18 protein-coding genes and 1 pseudogene are annotated in these 20,096 nt (G+C 48.7%); 8 read left to right on the plus strand and 11 right to left on the minus strand.

The annotated features are described in order from the left end of the window. Positions 1–23: 23 nt before the first annotated feature. Both L6I86_RS13860 and L6I86_RS13865 read right to left on the minus strand, forming a co-directional pair. The gene (locus tag L6I86_RS13860) at positions 24–419 is read right to left on the minus strand and encodes a YuzC family spore coat inner layer protein (protein ID WP_236287919.1); all 396 of its coding nucleotides are present in this window, start codon (positions 417–419) and stop codon (positions 24–26) included. 118 nt (positions 420–537) lie between these two features. Beyond that, a complete protein-coding gene (locus tag L6I86_RS13865; RefSeq protein WP_236287921.1) occupies positions 538–1,905 on the minus strand; it encodes an S-layer homology domain-containing protein in 1,368 nt (455 codons plus the stop codon). Between the two features lie 229 nt (positions 1,906–2,134). On the opposite strand from L6I86_RS13865, the gene L6I86_RS13870 reads away from it, so the two are divergent. From L6I86_RS13870 to L6I86_RS13880, 3 genes are all read left to right on the plus strand, one after another. Next, on the plus strand, positions 2,135–2,848 hold the full coding sequence (locus tag L6I86_RS13870; protein WP_236287923.1) for a FadR/GntR family transcriptional regulator: 714 nt from the start codon (positions 2,135–2,137) through the stop codon (positions 2,846–2,848). A 98-nt stretch (positions 2,849–2,946) separates the two neighbouring features. Beyond that, positions 2,947–4,173, plus strand: a complete 1,227-nt coding sequence (locus L6I86_RS13875; RefSeq protein ID WP_236287925.1) for an MFS transporter — start codon at positions 2,947–2,949, stop codon at positions 4,171–4,173. A gap of 456 nt (positions 4,174–4,629) precedes the next feature. After that, positions 4,630–5,217 carry a nitroreductase family protein gene (locus tag L6I86_RS13880; RefSeq protein ID WP_236287927.1) on the plus strand — a complete coding sequence of 196 codons (588 nt, stop codon included), beginning with the start codon at positions 4,630–4,632 and terminating at the stop codon, positions 5,215–5,217. Here the strand turns inward: L6I86_RS13880 and L6I86_RS13885 are convergent, their stop codons facing one another. Further along, on the minus strand, positions 5,218–6,573 hold the full coding sequence (locus tag L6I86_RS13885) for a sensor histidine kinase (RefSeq protein ID WP_236287929.1): 1,356 nt from the start codon (positions 6,571–6,573) through the stop codon (positions 5,218–5,220). Then, on the minus strand, positions 6,570–7,262 hold the full coding sequence (locus tag L6I86_RS13890; RefSeq protein ID WP_236287931.1) for a response regulator transcription factor: 693 nt from the start codon (positions 7,260–7,262) through the stop codon (positions 6,570–6,572). Before L6I86_RS13890 ends, L6I86_RS13885 begins: the two co-directional genes overlap by 4 nt. A gap of 155 nt (positions 7,263–7,417) precedes the next feature. On the opposite strand from L6I86_RS13890, the gene L6I86_RS13895 reads away from it, so the two are divergent. Then, positions 7,418–7,927: a DUF2269 family protein gene (locus L6I86_RS13895; protein ID WP_236287933.1), complete on the plus strand. Its 510-nt coding sequence runs from the start codon at positions 7,418–7,420 to the stop codon at positions 7,925–7,927. Between the two features lie 62 nt (positions 7,928–7,989). Here the strand turns inward: L6I86_RS13895 and L6I86_RS13900 are convergent, their stop codons facing one another. From L6I86_RS13900 to L6I86_RS13930, 7 genes are all read right to left on the minus strand, one after another. Then, on the minus strand, positions 7,990–8,904 hold the full coding sequence (locus L6I86_RS13900) for a pseudouridine-5'-phosphate glycosidase (RefSeq protein WP_236287934.1): 915 nt from the start codon (positions 8,902–8,904) through the stop codon (positions 7,990–7,992). A gap of 4 nt (positions 8,905–8,908) precedes the next feature. After that, positions 8,909–10,039 (minus strand): carbohydrate kinase, encoded by a 1,131-nt coding sequence (locus L6I86_RS13905; protein WP_236287936.1) that lies wholly within the window; start codon positions 10,037–10,039, stop codon positions 8,909–8,911. A gap of 145 nt (positions 10,040–10,184) precedes the next feature. Then, entirely contained in the window at positions 10,185–10,589 is a 405-nt protein-coding gene (locus tag L6I86_RS13910; RefSeq protein WP_236287938.1) for a hypothetical protein, read from the minus strand. Between the two features lie 151 nt (positions 10,590–10,740). After that, on the minus strand, positions 10,741–13,341 hold the full coding sequence (locus L6I86_RS13915; RefSeq protein WP_236287940.1) for an Ig-like domain-containing protein: 2,601 nt from the start codon (positions 13,339–13,341) through the stop codon (positions 10,741–10,743). Positions 13,342–13,527: 186 nt separating this feature from the next. Beyond that, positions 13,528–14,817 carry a glycoside hydrolase family 18 protein gene (locus L6I86_RS13920; protein WP_236287942.1) on the minus strand — a complete coding sequence of 430 codons (1,290 nt, stop codon included), beginning with the start codon at positions 14,815–14,817 and terminating at the stop codon, positions 13,528–13,530. 536 nt (positions 14,818–15,353) lie between these two features. Next, positions 15,354–17,279, minus strand: coding sequence for an alpha/beta fold hydrolase (locus L6I86_RS13925; protein ID WP_236287944.1), 1,926 nt, complete (start codon positions 17,277–17,279; stop codon positions 15,354–15,356). A gap of 59 nt (positions 17,280–17,338) precedes the next feature. After that, a complete protein-coding gene (locus tag L6I86_RS13930; protein ID WP_236287946.1) occupies positions 17,339–17,920 on the minus strand; it encodes a TetR/AcrR family transcriptional regulator in 582 nt (193 codons plus the stop codon). Positions 17,921–18,194: 274 nt separating this feature from the next. On the opposite strand from L6I86_RS13930, the pseudogene L6I86_RS35795 reads away from it, so the two are divergent. The 4 genes and pseudogenes from L6I86_RS35795 to L6I86_RS13945 form a co-directional block, all read left to right on the plus strand. Further along, positions 18,195–18,332: pseudogene (locus L6I86_RS35795) on the plus strand (YiaA/YiaB family inner membrane protein); the annotation flags it as partial. Further along, positions 18,309–18,623: a YiaA/YiaB family inner membrane protein gene (locus L6I86_RS35800; RefSeq protein ID WP_420851892.1), complete on the plus strand. Its 315-nt coding sequence runs from the start codon at positions 18,309–18,311 to the stop codon at positions 18,621–18,623. The pseudogene L6I86_RS35795 and the gene L6I86_RS35800, both read left to right, overlap by 24 nt. Positions 18,624–18,708: 85 nt before the next feature. Continuing rightward, positions 18,709–19,356 carry a hypothetical protein gene (locus tag L6I86_RS13940; RefSeq protein WP_236287950.1) on the plus strand — a complete coding sequence of 216 codons (648 nt, stop codon included), beginning with the start codon at positions 18,709–18,711 and terminating at the stop codon, positions 19,354–19,356. Then, positions 19,353–20,090, plus strand: coding sequence for an S-layer homology domain-containing protein (locus L6I86_RS13945; RefSeq protein WP_236287952.1), 738 nt, complete (start codon positions 19,353–19,355; stop codon positions 20,088–20,090). The genes L6I86_RS13940 and L6I86_RS13945 overlap by 4 nt, the downstream gene beginning before the upstream one ends. Positions 20,091–20,096 lie beyond the last annotated feature (6 nt).

Consider the following 20,096-nt stretch of genomic DNA (forward strand, 5'->3'; position numbering starts at 1 on the left):
TACAAGGTGGGTTGCTCTTTTGCTTATTCGCCCCATTTGAGCATGAGCGTGACTCGGCAGCATGGATTGCCTGTGATGCGAGGACCAACCACGAATTGTATGGCACTGGGGGAGTAGCTAGTTTCGATGTTGGAATCACTACCGAAGCTTTTAACGATGCGATCGACTTCTTTTTGGTTACCGCTCTGGGCATTCGTCATTAATTGCTGGGCGATTGCCGGGTCTGTGAGCTTTTTGACGACGATAGAGGCCTCCTTTAACAGATGTTCGGAGGTAACGACAGAGTTAGACAGCAATTTGGTATTAACTGGGGGGAAGTTGCGGTCCCACGCCCAGTAAGGTGCATAGTGATAGGGATGAGGAGGATACAGATGATACTGAGCTGGAGGATAAGGGTAAAAGGTTGGGTCGTTGTACATCGAGACCGACCCCTTTCTGTAAAATGATGAGCACTAGCAATATATGTAAGAGATGGGCTAGTGTGCGTCCGCATACAAAAAAGCTCCCCTAACGGGGAGCTGGATGTCTTCGCTCAACTTATCTGGATGTTGTTAGTGTAACATAGCTTGTTACTTTGACGCCTGATGCAGAAACGGCAGTAAGTTCAAAAGAGGTTACGTTACCCGTTACATGCACTGTACCATCGGGATCAACCGATACCGATCCAACAGTGGAGCCGGCTTCTCCTTGCACATCCTTCGTGATAAATAAAGTGCCTAGAGCAAAATTGTAATTTAGAATGTCGAGGTCTTCGTATTTGTTTCCATAGTTATCTGTAGCCGTAAGATCCATGGCTGTGTATGCGTTGAAATTAGCTTTATACACGATGTCTGAAACATCCATAGGTTCAGTAATAGAAGTTTCCCCTGCTGTCAATGTCTTCACACTCACAGAAGTGCTTTCGACAGTTACGCTAACATGCAGTTGTTTGGCTTCCCCATTACCAACTTGCACAATAAGACTCACGTCAGTAGTTCCGGGTTTGTTACCCAGCACGTAGGCATGATGATCCGAGGTAAGGCCTACTTTGGCAATGCTTGGATCTAAGGAGACAACAGACTGTACAATGCCAGGAGTCGCAATTTCTTCACCAGCAGAGTTTGTTAATTTGATTTTGATCTCTTTTGCAAATTTACTTAGCGTAGGATCTTCAGCAATCGTCTTTGTGATAGTACCCGTAGCGGAGCTAGTCAATCCACTATCAATAACGCTGCCCAAATGGTAATCACCTACAACCGAAACATTGCTTGGGTTAGACGGTGTTACGACTGGCGGTTTCTGAGCGTTGAAGGCATCTTGAGCCCCGTACGAGCTAACTACGAGATCCTCGCGTGTCGCAGCTTGATCACCAGCTTTGTTAGTTGGATGAATACCAAGCGCAGTGGCCTGTTTAACCGCATCGGTATACCAAGGTGAGCTTGCCATCGAAACCGTTTTTCCTAATCCTTTCAGGAGCACGGTATCCAACTGAGCCGCGGTAACTGATTCGCTAGGTTGGAAGGTTGTATTTGTAACGCCGTCGATCAGACCGGCTTTTTTGGCCGCTTCAATATAAGGAATCGCCCAACCATTAGCTGCGTCGTCTGCATGAACATCCGTGAAGCTGGACACGTTAATTGTAAGATCAACCGGGATATTGTAGATTTTCGTAGCTACTTTAGCGAATTGAGCACGCGTCATATTTTGTGAGATTCCGAAAGTTGTACCTGAGACTCCTTCAAAAATACCATCAGCGATCATCCGATCGATTTTCGTTTTCAAAGCTGCGTTGCTTCCAGCCAAATCTGTAAAATCAGCGCTTGTTTTAACAGCAGCGGAGGCAGGTTGAACCAGTGTCAGAGAAGCGAATAATGAAAATGCCATAGCAGTTGTGGAGATGAGCGTAAGTTTTTTGTTAAATGTCATATAGGATGGCCCCCTTGGCATAATAAGTATTTGTGTTTCTAGCAATCTAGTCATCTAGTATTTCACGTGCTTGTCTTGTTGCTATAACTATAGCTTGCCTGATCATCTACGTCATTGTCAAATTTCTGGCAGTCTTAACAAGAGAGTGCTAAATTGATGCGGATTTTAAATTAAAGAATAGAAAAACAGTTCGCCTCTATGATATACTCGCAATACAGGAGATGATCAGATGAATGCGAAGGTTTCTTTCCAAACACTCCACCGTCCCAAGCTTGTGGATGATGTTGTGACACAGCTGCAGAAGAAAATTTCAGATGGCGAGCTGAAAATGGGTGATAAGATTCCGACGGAGCCGGAATTAATGGAACAGTTCGGCGTCGGCCGCTCTACCATTCGTGAGGCTGTTCGGGTTCTTGTGCATGCGGGACTGCTGGAGAAGAAGCAGGGCTTTGGCACCTTTCTAACGGGGCATTCCGATGCAGCGATGCAGGAACCGCTAGTTCACCGATTGCGTCGAGCCGAAATTTTGGAAGTGTACGAAGTCAGAAAAATGCTTGAGCTAGAAATATCTAGACTTGCTGCTGTACGTCGCGACGAAACGGATTTGGAGCAAATGAGTGAAGCGTTGGATCAACGGTTGCAGGCGCTGGAGCGAGGGGACACGAACGCTTATTTAGCGGCAGACATGGCTTTTCATCAGGCGATTGCGGTCGCTAGCAAAAACAGCATTGTTGTCGATCTGTATCGATCATTCTCAGCGGTATTGTTGGAAGCTTTGACGAATTTAGTAAAGGATGAGCAGGTTCACGATCACCATCATCTCTTTCATGTGAATTTGTATCAAGCGATCCGAGATAAGGATGTAGCCGCAGCGGAGCACTGGACACTTCAGAATCTGGAGGGGACCGTCCAGCAAGTCAAAAAGTTTCTTCAACAGGAGTAGAGTAAGAATAGTTTCTAGAGGAAGATGGGAACGGAAGTCACCCTTGCCTTTCTCATGTTTTTAAACATCAGATGATATGATGATAAGGAGTGATTTTCATGCAAACAGCAACAAGATCAGCTACTGCTACGAATTCAGCACAGACACAAGCACGTACGGTCTACGCCATTTTATTCTCGATCAGTTTGGTGCATTTATTGAATGATGCGATTCAGTCGGTCATTCCTGCGATTTTCCCGATTCTGCATGACTCCTTACAGTTAAGCTTTACACAGATCGGCTGGATCGCCTTCACGCTGAATGTGACAGCTTCTTTGTTCCAACCCTTGATTGGGTTGTATACGGACGCGAGGCCGAAGCCCTATTTACTGCCAATTGGCGTGATTTTCTCGCTGTTTGGTATTGTCGTACTGGCCTATGCGGGAACGTTCTCGCATGTGATCATGGCAGTAATTCTCGTTGGCCTAGGGTCATCCGTGCTGCATCCAGAATCTTCGCGGGTGGCCTTCTTAGCTGCGGGTCCTCGTAGAGGGCTGGCGCAGTCGATTTTCCAAACAGGCGGGAACATTGGCCAGGCGTTGGCGCCTATTTTTACCGCACTCATTTTCGTACCGTTAGGTCAGTTCGGAATCATTTGGTTTACTTTTGCGGCTGCAGCGGGGATCGTGGTTCAGATATTTGTGGCAAAATGGTACCAAGGCGCGCTAGTCGTGCGTTCCACCGTTCGTAAATCGGCTACGGCGAAGAAGCCTTTGCCTAAGAAAACAGTCGCCTACGCGCTAGGTATTCTGATCATGCTGCTCTTTTCCAAATTCGTTTATGTGGCGAGTATGACAGGCTTCTACGCGTTCTATTTAATGGACCACTTTGGAGTCACGACAGGGAAAGCGCAGCTCATTATTTTCACCCTGTTGGCAGCTGGGGCTGTGGGGACATTTATGGGCGGCCCCTTGGCGGACCGGTTCGGTAGACGGAATATGATCTGGTTCTCCATCTTGGGAACGGCGCCTTTCTCGTTGCTGCTTCCATTTGTAAACTTGTTCTGGTCAGCGGTTCTATGTGCATGCATCGGATTCATTCTATTGTCAGGCTTCTCTGTGATCGTGGTCTATGCGCAGGAGCTGCTGCCTGGTAAGGTGGGGACGGTATCAGGACTATTCTTCGGACTGGCGTTCGGTTTAGGCGGCATTGGTTCAGCGGTGCTGGGGACGTTGGCAGATGCGACAAGTATCGGCTTCGTGATTCGGCTTTGTGCCTATTTGCCGTTGCTGGGACTGCTTGCAGCCTTTCTCCCTACCGATAAAAAACTAAATATGACGAGCTAGTCGCGAAGCATAGCCCCACTGAGAATGATAATTATCCTCATCTACTAACTTTTAATTAACTGCTTTACAAATGTAAGTGAGTTGGATATAATAAACCCAACAAGATTACATTTGAGGAGGTAGCGATTATGGGTAAATGTGCATGCGGAAACACGCAAAACGGTGAGGGCAACTGCGACGGTTCACACGCTAAAAAAGATAAATAAGGTTTGGCACACATAGAAGATTTGGAAAAAGACTCCAACGAGGTTAGGCTCGTTGGAGTCTTTTTTGTATTTGCACGGAAAGGCGAGCGAGTGTTCAATAAAAATTGAAAATACGTGGGGGAACATGTACATTTAAGTGTAGATAAAAAACTTATGGGGTGTTAACGCCGGTCACACAGCCGGATAGGCGCGATTGCGCCGTTAATCCCGAGCGGCAACAAATAATTCAACCGAATGGGGAGTGGGACGCATGGATGTGAAAGAAGCGATTCGCCAGCGACGCAGTATCGGGAAACTCAAGCAGGATCCCATCGAGCACGCATTAATTGAAGAGATTTTGGAAGCTGCTGTCTGGGCACCGAATCACGCGAATACGGAACCTTGGCGGTTCTGGGTGATGTCGGGCGAGGGCAGGAAGCTACTGGGTCGCGGATATGCCGAAGTTGCCATTGCAGAAGCGAAGTCAGGCGCGGATGCTGAGCTGACTGAGGAAGAAGAAGAGCAGCTGCGCAGCACCAATGAGAAAAAAGCCATGCGAGCTCCGCTCGTAATTGCAGTAGCAGTTTCGCCGGCGGAGAAGCCAGTCGTACCTGTGATAGAGGAATATGCTGCTGTTCACTGCGCCGTACAGAATATGCTGCTAGCTGCACATGCCCTGGGCTTAGGCACGATCTGGCGGACTGGCGATCCCACGTATCATCCGAAAATGCAAGAGAACTTCGGTCTCTCAGGCAAAGAAGAGATGGTCGGATTTATTTACATTGGTTACCCAGAAGTCATTCCAACGAAGGCAGCGCGTGTTCCTTTTGCCTTGAAAACGCAATGGGTAACGGAGTAACTACTCCGAGGCAGTAGGCTTGTTGAAGGGAAGTGTAACTGTGAATACAGAGCCTTCCCCCAGACGACTGCTCACTTCGATGGTCCCTTCATGGGCCAAAATCAATTGTTTGGCGATAGCCAGACCAAGCCCCATACCGCCGCTATTACGGGCACGAGCTTCATCCATCCGGTAGAACCGCTCGAATAGGAAGGGCAGATGCGCGGCATCGATGCCCATGCCTGTATCGCGAACGGAGACACGAAGATGCTGGTCGCCTTGCCTTTCTATAAGGACTTCGACCTCACCACTCTCTGTATACCGAATGGCATTAGTCAGCAGATTATAGAACACTTGGGTCATGCGATGAGCATCGACCCATAGCACGGTGTTCTCAGAAGTACTATGAAGCGAGAGCTTCACATCCTTACGCTGTGCATCCGGCGCGAAATGGTCAACAACGCGCTCAAGAAGACTAAGCATATCAACAGGCTTCCGCTCCAGCGGAAGCTTTTTGGCCTCTGCCAGCGATAGCTGATGCAGTTCATCAACGAGCCGTGTTAAGCGTATGAGCTCGTCCTGCAGCGGTAGCAGCTCCTCTGGTGGAATGGGCCGCGCTTCCTGCTGAAGTAGTTCGAGCTTACCGCTGATGATGGTCAGCGGTGTTCGCAACTCATGTGCCACGTCAGCGGCCATGTTACGGCGCAGCGATTCAGCTTGCTGCAGCTGTCCAGACATAGCATTAAAAGCTTCGGCTACCTTGCCATACTCATCCTGACTAGTCACAGGCGCTTGAATGCCGTACTCTCCTTTGCCCAATCGATCCAGGACAGGAATGAGCACTCGAAGAGGGGCGGTTAGCCGGCGAGCGAGCCAATAGATCAGAAATAGGGAGACTAGCACGAAGACGAAGGTCCCTATCATGAGGAGAAAACGGGTGGAGCTGAGAACGCCGATGCGCAGCTTCGACATAAATTCGGCTCCTTCATCATGGTAAATTAGCGTGCCAATCCGCCTCTCACCCAGCATGAGATTACTTCGAATGCCGAATGTTTGAACCTTTTTGAAGGGAGTATCCCCACTCGTCAACACGGGATGGGAATCTGGAGACATCAAGATCACACTTGCCCCTTTTTCCTCTAACATCTTCGGAAGGTGAGCTGTCCAATAAGCTTCAATACCTGTCCATGCGTCTCCATTCATTTCATAGTACTGCTTGAGAGACTGTGAAACTTCCCCGATCTCATCCTGTCGAGAGGCTTCAACCATCACCTGCAGCACATCCCGCATCAAGAACTGCGTGACCACTGCAAAGATGATACCCATCCCCACAATAAAGGTAATCATCGTGATAAATAGCTTACGCCGAACATTCATAGCTGATCACCAAACCGATACCCAAAACCATACACCGTTTGCACGAAAAGAGGAGCAGATGGGTTGTCCTCAATTTTCTTCCTCAGATGACTAATGTGCGCATCTACTGTACGTTCATCATTTAGAAAATCATCCTCCAACGCGCTTTGCAGCAATTGTAGGCGACTGTAAACGATCCCTGGTCTTGCGGCGAGTGTAAGGAGCAGCTTAAATTCCGTTGGCGTGAGCGAGATCTCTAGGCCTCGTTTACGTACTAAGCACTTCGCCTCATGAATCGTCAGATCGCCACGTAGAAGCTCTTCGGCTGCGCTCTCATCATGGACTGCGAGCCTTCTCAGCACTGAACGTATTCGCGCAGCTAGCTCACGCAAGGAAAAAGGCTTCGTCAAATAGTCATCTGCGCCGACTTCTAGCCCCACAATTTTGTCCGTCTCCTCCGTTCTCGCTGTCACCATAATAATCCCGATATGAGCGGCTCCGCTGCGTAAACGTCGACAAACCTCGATTCCGCTCATTTCCGGCAGCATCCAATCCAGCACCACGAGATCAGGTTTATGTTCGCCAGCGAGTTCCAAAGCTTGTGTTCCTGTTGTAGCTGTAACAATATGAAAGCCTTCCTGACGTAGGTAGGGCTCCATGAATTCAAGCACCTGCCGCTCATCATCGACGAGTAAAAGCGTTTGTGTCATGCTAATGATCCTCATTTCCGTAACGAATTAAGCTTAGTATACCTTTACTCTACCTGCTTGTGGGGACATTCATCCAAATCGCAACGCATCTTCACAGGTTCACAACATTGTGAGGGTATAATGCTCCTTAGTTAACATTTTGGGGAGGATTATTGATGAAAAAATTAAGTCCAGTCGGCATGAAATGGTTGAAAATTGTGCACATCTCACTTGTAGCGTTGTTTTTTGGCGGCATTATGAGTTCACTAGCATTGAATATGGGCATTAGCCTTGCCACTTATGATGATACGCTTGCTACTTATAAAAGAATTGTGGTCATCAGCGACAGCATTATCCGAACAGGGGCGGTAGGTACGCTGCTTGTAGGTTTTGTGTATGGCTTTTTAACAAGCTGGGGATTTTTTAAGCATCGGTGGGTTACCGTCAAATGGATTCTTTTTGTCGGACAGACCATCATTGGCATATTCGTTGTGGATAAGTTGATGCTGGCCAATATGACACTCTTGGAGACAGAGAAAGCATTGGCACTGACTAATCCTGAGTTTCTGCATAATCAGACGCTGCGTCAATATGCGATCTACGTCCAAGTTGCTGTCACGGTGTTTATCCTTTGTATTTCGGTGTTCCGGCCTTGGAAAAAGAAGAAGCAGGCTGTTGCAACCTAATCAGCTTCTTAAGATCCTATAGCTACAAAAAAACTCGCCCCCACATGGGGAGCGAGTCTATTTTAGTTCTTCAGCGCAACCGCAATCCTTGCGGCGGTCTGCGCGTTGTGATAAACGAGCGCGATGTTCGTCTCCAGGCTGCGCCCTTCCGTCAGCTGCTTGATCCGCGCTAGCAAGAATGGCGTGACCTTCTTCCCGGTCACGTTCTGCTCTTTGGCCTCATTCAGCGCCTGCTGGATGACGGCCTCGATCTCAACATGGTCCATGGCGGATTCCGCTGGGACTGGGTTGGCGATGACGGCGCCGCCGCTAAGACCTAGCTCCCACTTCGTGCGGAGCATGGCGGCCACGTCAGCCGCTTCATCGAGGCGGAAATCTACGCCATAGCCGCTTTCGCGGGCGTAGAAGGACGGGAACTCGCTCGTTTGGTAACCAACCACGGGCACGCCGTGGGTTTCCAAGTACTCGAGCGTGCGGCCAATGTCGAGGATCGATTTCACGCCGGCGCAGACGACAGCGACGTTGGTCGCCGCGAGTTCCGTCAAATCAGCGGAGATGTCCATGGAGCTTTCTCCTTCGCGGTGGACACCGCCAATGCCACCGGTAGCGAACACTTCGATGCCAGCAAGGGCAGCGCCGATCATCGTCGCAGCTACCGTGGTTGCGCCGATTTTGCCAGAGGAGAGGATATACGGGAAGTCGCGGCGGCTTACTTTTTCCACATGGCCATTCGTTGCAAAAGCTTCGAGCTCCTGCTCGTTTAGGCCAATTTTGATTTTACCATCCATGATGCCGATTGTTGCTGGAACCGCACCATTATCGCGGATAATTTGCTCCACTTTTTTCGCCATTTCAATATTTTGCGGGTAGGGCATGCCATGAGAAATAATCGTTGTTTCCAACGCTACGATCGGTTTATTGTTCGCGAGAGCTTCCTTCACTTCATCGGTAAAAGTTAAATATGAGTTAGATAACATGGGTTTAGTCTCCTTTAGTCATGGTGTTAATCGTAAGTTGTAAGCGTTCCTCGTTCAGTTCACTGGACGTGGATTGACTGGTTTGAAGCGTAATGTGTGCAGCAGCTAGACCGAATTCACAGGATTTCATATACGAATGGTTTTGGGTAATCCCATAGACAATACCGGCTAAGAAGGCATCGCCTGCACCAGTAACCTCAACCACCTGGGTAGGAATAGGGGGGAAGAAATGTTCGCCTTCTTCGCCTGCGTAGTGAACCCCTCGGCTTCCGAGTGTAATGAAAACATGCTTCACGCCGCGGTCTCGAATGGTATTAGCAATTTTGCTGTGATCAGGCTCTACATAGAACATATCAATGACGTCTTGATTCATGGAGAGTGGTGTGTCAGTTAGTTGAATGGCCTCTTCTAAATTCGGAAAAATAGCCGTTACACCAGACAGATCTGTCGGAAGTTTCTTCGATTTCTCCGAGGACACAGGATCAATGAAGAGGGGGATACTCTCCTCCTGACACCGACGAATCAGCTCCTCCAAGGTGTCGCTCGGTAGATTCGTATCTGCAATCACGAGCTTGGCAGCGGCAATATGGGACCATCTATCCCGAAGCATCGCCGGTGACAATTTATCGTAGATGTCCATATTGGCAAAAGCGAGAAACATCTCCCCCGAAGTATCGAGGAGTGCGGTGTATGACCCCGTATTCTCGCCATTCAGTACGATAGCTTGGCTGACATCGACGCCTCGGCGCCTCGTTTCCTCGAGCACCCACTGGCCTGCTTTGTCATCTCCAACCACGGTTAGGAGTGATGTTTGACAAGCTAATCCAGCTAAAGCTTCCGCGATGTTACGAGCAACGCCGCCACAAGACTCGGTTACCGTTACAGGGTTAGAGGAAGCTAGGCGAATCGCATGCTTGCTAGTGGCTTTACTGTCGAGATTAGCTCCGCCGATGCAGTAAATCATGTGTTCATCCGAAGTGACATAGGCTCTGCCGCGAATCGTTCCCTTTTTGGTCAAAGAGGCAATATAACCAGCAACAGCGGAGCGGGAGATCCCGATGATACCGGCCATTTCATGCTGGGAAATGAATGGATTTTGACGGATAAGCGCTAGGATTTGCTGTTCACGATCCATGCAAAGCTCTCCTCCTTCGTCGTTCTCTCCTTATTTTAACGTACCCCTAAACAAAAGTCTATTACATAAACAAATGTTTATAATTACATACCAAAAAGCCCGTTCCCCAATCAGGAACTAGGCTTCTTTCATGGCCAAACAAAAGTTATTTCGAATACGAAGAGTTGGAGCGTGACCCTAGTCCGAGCAAACCAAGTAAGCCCAATAAACCGAGGTAACTGTACCAAGGTCTTGTTTTATCTTTTGGCGTAGCGGCGACGGATTGAGCTTGTAGGGTTGTAACGTTAAACGCTGTTGGTGGTGTAATCCCATAAGCAGCAGCGTAGCCATTCAAGTTGTTGGATGGAAGTAATTTTGTTTCCGCCCCTGGCATACCAAAGGGATTGGTTTGATACATCGTGGCAGAGCCCTGCTTTAAATGCTGCAGGTTTTCGGTCTGTGAGGCCTGCGTACTGTGATCGTGGGCATGCAGCCGATATTGATGTGCCCCGAGCAGAAGAGAGAAAGTAAGGAAAGAAATCGAAGCTAATTTGATAGATCGGGTAACCATTATCCATACCTCCAGGTATTTAATAGATAGGGGTCATTCAGTAGGTAAGCATATATTCCCCTACGAATGAGAAGTTATGCATGGAGGAGTAGGATAAAAAGAAAAAACCGTTACCCCTAGATAACTAGGAGCAACGGTTCTATACGAACGGTTACTTCGTGACCGTCACTTGAACGGTCGTTTTCATGTTCGCAAAAGTAACGGTAATGCGCGCAGTCCCTTTGCCGGTTGCTTTGATCGTGCCATCCTTTACGTCTGCGTTCATGATGTTGGAAGTTGTCCAGAGTGCCGGCTTGGTCACATCTTCTTCGGATCCATCTGTATACGTCGCCAAGGCTTCTACTTTCGCTGTTTCGCCTTCTTTAAGCGTAAGTTTAACGACATTGGTCTTCAAATACTTCAAAGAATCAATTTCCACAGGAATGGATACCGTTTTACCTCCAAAGAAGCCAGTGATGGTTGTTTTCCCTGAAGCTGTTGCTGTGAAAAGTCCTTTTTCAATAGTTCCGAGTTTATAAGAAGAAACTTTCCAAGTTGCGCTATCCGTGACGTCTTTCGTTGAGCCATCGGACAAAGTTGCGGTTAATTTCAGTTGCGTTTCAGATCCGCTTTTCGTTACAAAAAAGGATTTATTCGCTGTTAAGCTATCAATCACACCGATTTCTACGGGAACAGAGATTGATTTACCACCATAAGTTGCCGTAATGGTTGCTTTACCGCGGGCAACAGGTGTAACAAGACCCTTAGATACGGTAGCAATGCCTGTATTGCTTGACTTCCATTCGACATCGGTCGTAACTAAAACATCTTCCCCGTCGTCATCTGTTGCTGTAATTTTGATCAATCTCGTTTCATTTAAATCAAAAACCAAGCTAGCTACATTGGCTTTCAACTCACTTGCCATATCCACTTTTACTGGAATCGTAACTGTTTTGTTGTCCAGTTGAGCGGTAATCGTAGTTTCGCCGGACGCGATGGCTTTTACGACACCCTTGTCAACAGTAGCGGCTTTAACATTACTGCTTGTCCAAAGAACATCAGAGGTTACAGGTTTCTTGGTATCATCGGTATACACGGCTTCTGCAGTAAGGGTTGCCGTTTCACCCTTTTTCATGGTTAATTTCTCTTGGCTAATCGTAAGAGTCTTCAACTCGCCTACCGAAACTTGTACAGTTGCTTTACGTGTACCGTATTCGGCAGTTACCGTAGCAGCCCCCGTAGCGATCCCCGTAATGATACCGTCACGAACCTCAACAACATCTTTGTTGCTTGACGTCCATTTGGTTTTGTCATTTAGTTCGTCATCCGTACGGCCTTTGAAATTGGCAGTCATTGTGACCGTAGTAGAGTCTCCGACTTGCATATTCACTATTTTCTTGTCTAGTGTGATGTTGTTAGGGACGTCAACTTCGACTCGGGTTGTCGTCGTTTTGCCGCCATAGGTAGCAGTTACATTAGCAACACCAGCTTTATACGTTTTGATAAGTCCATTCGTTACCGTAGCGATATCGTCATTATCTACGCTCCATACGGCTCTATCTTTTACGAGATTGTCTGTTGTGCCGTCGGCATAGGTTGCGAATAACTCGAGTTGCTGTGTTTCAGCAGTTTTCAAGATAACAAGCTCGCTGCTCACGACCAAACGACGTGGAACCTCAACGTCAACTTTGGCTGTGACGGTTTTATCCCCATACTTCGCAGAGATCGTTGCTTCGCCAATTGCGTTACCAATGAGCTTGCCTTTGCTTACAGAAACAATACTCTCATCGCTGGAAGTCCATTCTGCGCGATCCGAAATATCCGTAGGTGTAGTGCTTGTTGGATAGGTAGCGTTAAGCTTTAACGTGCCTGTCCCATTTTTCTTTAACAAAATGCTTTGTTTATCTAACTCAAGTTTCAACGTGCTATCTACATCAACCGTAATTGTCGTTGATTTGGTACCGTAGGTTGCAGTTAAAGTCGCTTTCCCTACACTGTATCCAGTAATTGTTCCTCTAAGGGCATCTGCAACCTCTGGCTTGTCTGATGTCCATACCGCTTTCGCAGCTACGTTATCTTTGGTGCCATCCGGGTATGTCGCCGTTAATTCAAGCACGGAAGTCCCCTTCAGAAGTAAGGAAACATTGGATTTCTCTGCATCAAGACGACGTACAACCTCGACATCGACATCCAAAACGATCGATTGATTCATATGAGATACCGTGATGGTCGTGCTTCCTGGGTTTTGTCCTTTAACTAGACCATTCGTCACCGTAGCGACAGAGCTTGATGCGACTGTGTAGTCTGCTTTACTTGTTACATCTGCAGAAGTACCGTCGTCATAGTAAGCTGTTATCAGCACTTGGCTCGTTCCATTGAGACGAAGATCAAGGGCTTGCTTATCGGTGGTTAATGATTTTACTTTTTTCGTAACCGTTACGTTGACGATGACAGTCTCTCCAAGATAGGTGGCCGTAATGACGGCTTTACCTTCTTTTTTGGCTGTTACGACACCCGCATAGACAGTTGCTACATCAGTCGTGCCGGAGTTCCAATCGGTTTTGACCGTTGCATTCTCCGTGGAGCCACTTGTGAAAACGGCCGTTGCTGTCAGATTTGCTGTATCGCCAACCTGCAAGTTTAGCTCATTTTTATTCAGAACCAACTTCGAAATGTCATTCGCGGCGAGAGCACTTCCTGTGAAAATTGCCTGACTTGCAACAATGAAAATGATGACTAGGGACAACCATTTACTTTGAGAAAACCATTTCATGCTTTATTTCCCTCCATTAAAGCTGTTGCTAGAATCTGCTTGCTGAAAATAGATATCTATTTTCATCGGCATTTCATCACGGAAAATGAAGGGAAATGGTGATTTAATTTGTTGAGATTTTGTTGATTATGTCGAAAAAGAGAACCCCACCATCTACACGCGCCTGCGGGGAGGGTGCTCAATGTGTTAACCGCGTTTCACAATTTTGAAATTATCTTCAAGCAGCAGCCAGTTCTGCGGAAACTTGAGTCCAAGCTTCCAATAACTAATGCCGCGAAGTCCGAGCTCTTCGATCAAACGAAACTTAGCTTGAATAGAACGAGCGTCCTCGAACCAGACGGTATGCTCCTTACCCGCGTCATCCCAATAGTTAAAATGCGGCGCTTGTGCCGTGTAGTCATATAAAATTTGCGCATTATATTTGCGGGCTAGATCAATGGCTGCCTGCGGCGAAATTGCTTTGGCGTAGGCGCCTCCTTGGACAAAGGGCAGTGTCCAGTCGTAACCGTACAAATTTTGACCCATCATGATTTTTGAAGAAGGCATTTCACTGCGTGCATACTCCAACACTTTGCGAACAGGTCCAATAGGAGAAACGGCCATAGGCGGTCCGCCGCTGTAGCCCCACTCATAGGTCATGATGATGACAAAATCGACAATCTGGCCATGGGCTTTATAGTCATGAGCTTCGTACCAAGCTCCTGCTTGTGTAGCACTTGTTTTTGGCGCGAGTGCAGTGGATACGAGATAGCCTTTCCGATGAAAGCGATCTACCGCTTTGCGTAGGAATTTGTTGTAAGCCTCCCGATCCGAGGGCAGCAGATGTTCAATGTCAAAATGAATATCTTTAAATCCAAGCTTATCCGCTGTTGACTCGATGGTATCGAGCAAACGATTTTGAACAGCTTCGTCTGTCAGGATCACGTGCCCCAGTTCTGCGCTGAATTGATCATTCTCGAGGTTGGTGACCACCATCATGAGGGTTACGCCATGCTGCCGAGCGATTTCTCGCAAATCGTTAAGTGGCGGATTGACCAAGGTCCCATCTCGGTTAATGCGGAAGCTGAAGGGAGCTAAATAGGTCAAATGAGGTGCGGCTTCGCGGGCAGCTTGAATGAGAACAGGTGACACATCCGTTCCTCTAGGTTCGATATAGGCATTGACTTCGGCTTGTTTGCGCGGGGTAGGGGGGATATATAATCGGAAACCGCTGGGTAATGTTTGATATAGCGTAAGTCCATTGGCAGAAGCTAGTGCGTCTAGGTCAATGCCGAGCTTTTGTGCGATTCGATAAAGGCCCTCACCAGGCTGTACCCAATAGTAGGAGCCAACAATCGGAATGACTAATGCCTGTCCGATGACTAACGTTTGAGAAGGGGTTAACTCATTCGCCTCTGCGACCTCCTCGACCGAGACGCCGTAGGTTTGCGAAATACGATACAACGTTTGCCCTTTCTGGACAACGTGAATTTGCATAGTTGATGCCTCCTTGAAAAAAATGACCGAGCCGCCTACTTGGTAGTCTCAGTGGCTGAAACTCACTAAAGCGCAACTGAGACACCCAAAGTGGGAGGCTCAGGAAATGGGGAGTCGGAAATGACTGTATCCGAGCCTGCTTTTCGATAAAACTAACCTCTTAACCGTGATCGCTCATCCCTGGAATGACCTCGTCAAAGGTTTTCTCATATGTTATTCCGCCGGTAGGCTTTAGGTGAATGTCTTGGGGAAACTTAGGGGAAAAAGATAAAGAGCTCGCCTCTGCGGACCCTACGTAGGGGCAATGTTGTCAGGTTAGTAGATATCAACATTGAGATGCACCACTCCTAACCTCGCTAAAGGACACAGACGACGTTATTTACAAGGATTCACAGGTTTCAAAAATCTAACGGACACAGACGCCGCTACTTATCAAATATCAGGGATATTTGGAATCATATGCTCAATTAACGGCTATCGTGTCCGTTAGGTTCTGAAAAGACCCATTCTGTCTGATATAACGGCATTCACGTCCGTTAGGTGATGAGCCCTTGCTGCCGTAGCAGTTGGGCCGTCAGCTCGGGATGCGAGATCGGGAAATGGTGCGCCGCCTCGATCTCCATCGTATGGGCGGAGCGAAGCTCCTCCGCCCAAGGTAGGGCGCGATCCTGTGTGCCCCACAGGATCGAAGCCTCCCGCAGCAGCTCCGCCTGCTGCTGCGGAGGAAACGCCTCTGCGCGTGCCAGCGCAGAGAGGGTCTCAGCAGTCGTCTTCCGCACACGCGGCGACTGCAGTTCTTGCAGGACATAAGTGACATACGAAGTCGGTATGTCACTTATGTCCACGAAGCAGCGCTGCGCCAGCAGCTGCTTCCGCAGGTCTTTCTCGCGCAGCCGGCGCAGCGCGAGATGGTTGAGGCGCGGGCTGCGGTACATGCGCGCGGCCGGTAGCAGGGCAGGCTGCAGCAGATGCAGCCTGTGGATCCGCTCCGGCACGCGAGCGTAGGCGTGGGCGGCTAGGAAGCCGCCCAGCGAGTGGCCCACGAGCGTGACCGGGCTGTCGAAGGCGCGGATCGCCTCGACGAGCGCTGCGATGTGGCCCTCCATCACGTCAGCAGCGTGATGGTAGGGCGAGCGCCCGAAGCCTGGAAGATCGACCAGGCAGACGTCGTGCTCTGGGAACTGCGCCGCCAGAGGGAGCAGGCAATCTGCTCCGCTTAGTGTGCCGTGCACGAAGAGGAGGGTGTTTTTTTGCGGCTCCAAAAGCTTTCGTTCCAGCCGTAGTCCAGCGTCGCTCTTTATCAAACCTGAAAGCTGCCCAGTTCCGCTTCGCTCCAGACTAGCCAACGGACCTCGCTTCCCTCGCACAAACCCCTCAGTAGGCATATGACCATGTACGAGTTGAAAATCAAGATCTGCCATCGTAAAAGGCAGCATCCCTTCCTGAATCTTATTCGGGAGCTTATGTTTATGCAGCAAGCTTTCTTTCGGTGCAATTGGAAAAGGAGTGCTCGTTTTTACGATAAATTCAAGGGATTCCTTGGGGATACCTAATTTTTGTCCTAACGATGTACCTAAAAGCTTACTGAGCCACTTTGGGGAGATGGATCCATGAGGCTTACGGACGCGCAGTTCTTTGGCAATCATGGAAACTAGCTCTTGCATGGAATGGCTTACCTTCGGATCGTCTAGCAAATAGTACGTTTGCGTAGGCGGTGATGAAGTTTCTTTTGCTAATAAGTTAATGAAAGAGGCGACATGATCGACATGGACAAGCGGCAACCAATGTGTAGAACCGCCAGGTACGATAGACATCAAGCCGCGTGCCGTAGCTCGGACAAGAATACCGAGACCGCCGGTCTGAGGCGTTTCTCCATGCTGCGAACTGCCGATGACTACGCTGGGGTGAACGATGGAAAGTGGGAATCGCAGCTCCCGGGCGCCTTCCCGAATGCGCAAATCCGCGAGGCATTTCATCAGCTCATACGGCGGACCTTGTTCTAAATGTGCGATGACGGGAGCGGGATCGTGCATGTTTTCGTCTGTCCAGGGGCTTTTGAACCCGACCACATGGATAAAATGCTTTAATCCCCCGCGCAGCTGAATGTCCGCAGCCAATCGAAGCATTTCCTCGGCAGCCTGCAGGAAAACCAAGCGCGCCTTCGCTTCGCTGATCCGAATATCCATCGGTCCACCTGCATGAATAATGACATTTGCGGTCATAACCTTTTCCCTGTCAGCGTGGCTCAAGCCAAGGCCAGGCGTGCCCAAATCACCAATGACAGGGCAAATGCGACTTGTCATGGGGTCAGCACTGTCTGACCAACCTAGTTCTTTACAAATGTGCTCCCAACGCGAACTTGACCGCACGAGCACAGACACCGTGTGATTCTCTTGGGAAAGCTGCGCTAACGTGTGCGTTCCGATAAATCCTGTACCACCAGTCATAAAAATATGAGCCAAATGAATAACCTCCACCTTGTGTTTTTAGTACTAATTAGTGCTAATTTCGAGTAAAAAAATTACTTTAGCAAATGGGCTAAAGTAGTAAGTGTTTGAACCAGCAAAGCCGGATCTTGATTCGCATGCTGTAGAAATAGAGCTCCTTCGAGTGTTGAAACGATAAGCCCTGCGACAGCTTTTGTAGAAAGAGTAGGAGAGAACTCTCCTTTGCGCACACCTTCGAGAAGCAGATCTTCCACTAGGCGCATTTGTTCCTGAAAAAACAACCCCACTTTCCGTCTAAGTTCGTCCGCCTCCTGCGGCATTTGGGTATACAGCGTGAGGAAGGGGCACCCAGCTAAGAAACTAGTTTCTGGGCCTGCCATGCTTTGAAGGAACAGATCGAAACGCTCTTGTACAGGTAAGTCTGAACGAGCTGCGATCTCTTGCATCTGCCGTGTATAGGCCCCAATAAGCTGATCGAGAATCGCGGCCAAGAGCTCTTCTTTGCTTTTGAAATAATAGTAAATATTCGTCTTAGACACCTTGCTGGTGATCACGATTTCATCCATACTCGTCGCCAAATAGCCTTGAGTCAGAAAGAGATTCCTGGCGGTGAGAAGTACGACATCACGATTGGTTATTTTTTTTGTTTTTGTCATGAATAGTACTATACAGTACTAAAAAAGTGAAGTCAAATTGTTCCATGTTGTGTAGGTGGGGTGTTGGTAGCGCTGTAGCTAGCTCTGTCTGCGAAAAGTAGATGTAGGCTTAGTCTTAGGAGTAGGTACTATTGGAAAATAGTACTATTTTGAACGCTCTGAGTACCATATACTGAGTATCAAGAGCAAGTCATTCATAACGTTGCTTGGCAACGATAGGGGGATTTTTAAGATGATGAATCAACGGAAACGGAACACGACAGCATTTACTTTTATGGCGTGGGCGTCCTTCATTGGAGCTTTCGTAGCAATGTTTATTGGGATATATACACTTGAGGAATCGCTTAGCGTGAAGGGGTATTTCGCCGTGTGCGCACTTTTTCTTACCATGTCGGCGTTCGTGCTGCAGAAGGTTATTCGTGATAATTTGGAGGATGGATACGAATCTCGCAAACGGAATACTTCGGCTTTTACCTTCTTGGCGTGGAGCTCATTTGCCTTAGCTTTGCTAGGCATGTTCATCGGCATCATTAATCTCGATCAGATTCTTTCGGTCAAAGGGTACTACGCCGTCACGGCTTTGTTCCTGACCATGTCCTCGTTTGTTCTGCAAAAAACTGTCCGTGATAATAACGATGACGATGCGCTGACTTCTACTGTAAATACACCTTTTCATTCAAGTGAAATTAAAGTAGAAGAGTAGTCTTAATTTACTAATTGCCTATAGCTTATGACATATTGCCAACCTCCTGCTCATCTAGTAATCTATGAGTTGGGAGGGATTTGGTATGATTAGGAAAATAAGTAAAGTAATCTCTGTGTTTATGCTAATAGGCTGTCTTGGCTTTACAGTTCCTGTGTGGGGTGCTGAGCAAGTCGTCACTAAGCCAGGCAGTATTACGTATGAGATGCAGGATATTCAGGTACAATATGCGGCCGAATTTACCGCTTATCCGCAAGCAATGGTAGGGAAACCTTCGGTATCCAAGTCAGTCTACGATGCGGTTTACAGTGACTCGGCAAAGCCATTGCAAGTGTTGTATGGTGTGGTTAAGTTGACGATGCCGACAGGCTACTCCTTCACAGAGGAGTTCATTAGCGTGACGGATGGCGTAAATATTGCACGGGGGTTATCCAATGGTGGAGGGTCTATTTACAACTTGAACAAACAAGTAAGAGGGCAAAACACCGAGTTCGTTACAGGTAAAAAGCTAACCGATAAAAGCGTCGTAAAGGACTACTCCGATGGTTGGAAAACGATTAGACTGACGCGCAAATGGGATGATTATGGGAATCCGATGGATTTTGCCATCAGCTTTAAATGGGATTTGGTGGGTTCGGTAGATCCCTTTTTTCAAAAGCTAACGGAGACTTCCTACGTGATTGACCTCTCCACGCTTCGTCATAAAGGCGCGAATCAGGCGGTGCAGCGATGATGGGATCCTTACGCAAGGCATTTATGGTCAAAAAGTTGGCTATGACAGTGGTTGGAACTGTGCTTTTATCCACGCTGCTTGCCGCAGGAGCTTGGGCTGCGGACGCTGGGGTGAAGCACACGGCGGAAGCCGACAGCTTGAACAAGCTGCAGCTGTTCCAAGGCACGGATCGCGGCTACGAGCTCGAGCAGACGCTAACACGGGCGCAAGGCGCCACGATGCTGCTGCGTCTGTTCGGCTGGGAGACCGCCGCCGCGAATGCGCAAGGGCTGAGTTCGCCGTTCACGGATGTGCCGGCAACGCACTGGGCCGCGAAGTCCGTTGGCTTCGCGTTTAGTAAAACGTTGGTACACGGTGTGACCAACGAATCTTTTGCGCCGGATGCGAGCATCACCGGCGAGCAGTTCTTGGCGCTGACGCTGCGCGCGCTCGGCTATGCAGAGGCAGAGCCGCTGACGGCTAGCGGGCTTGCGGCGACAAGCGGCTTGCTCAGCGCGAGTGAGGCGCAGCTGATCGCGCAAGGCGCAGTGTTCCGCCGCGACGAGATGGTCGCGGTGGCGTATCGCGCCATCCAGACCAAGCTCAAGGACAGCACGCGCACGCTGCTGCAGAAGCTGGTCGAGGATGACAAGGCAGTGAGCGTAAGCGCAGCTGTAGCTAGCGGTCTTTACAAGGTGCCGAGCAGCGACCCGATGGATCAGATCGAAGATGCGATCCGCGATGCATTGAAATAGGTAGTA

It is taken from the genome of Paenibacillus allorhizoplanae, assembly GCF_927798215.1.
Classification (GTDB): Bacteria; Bacillota; Bacilli; order Paenibacillales; family NBRC-103111; genus Paenibacillus_E; species Paenibacillus_E allorhizoplanae.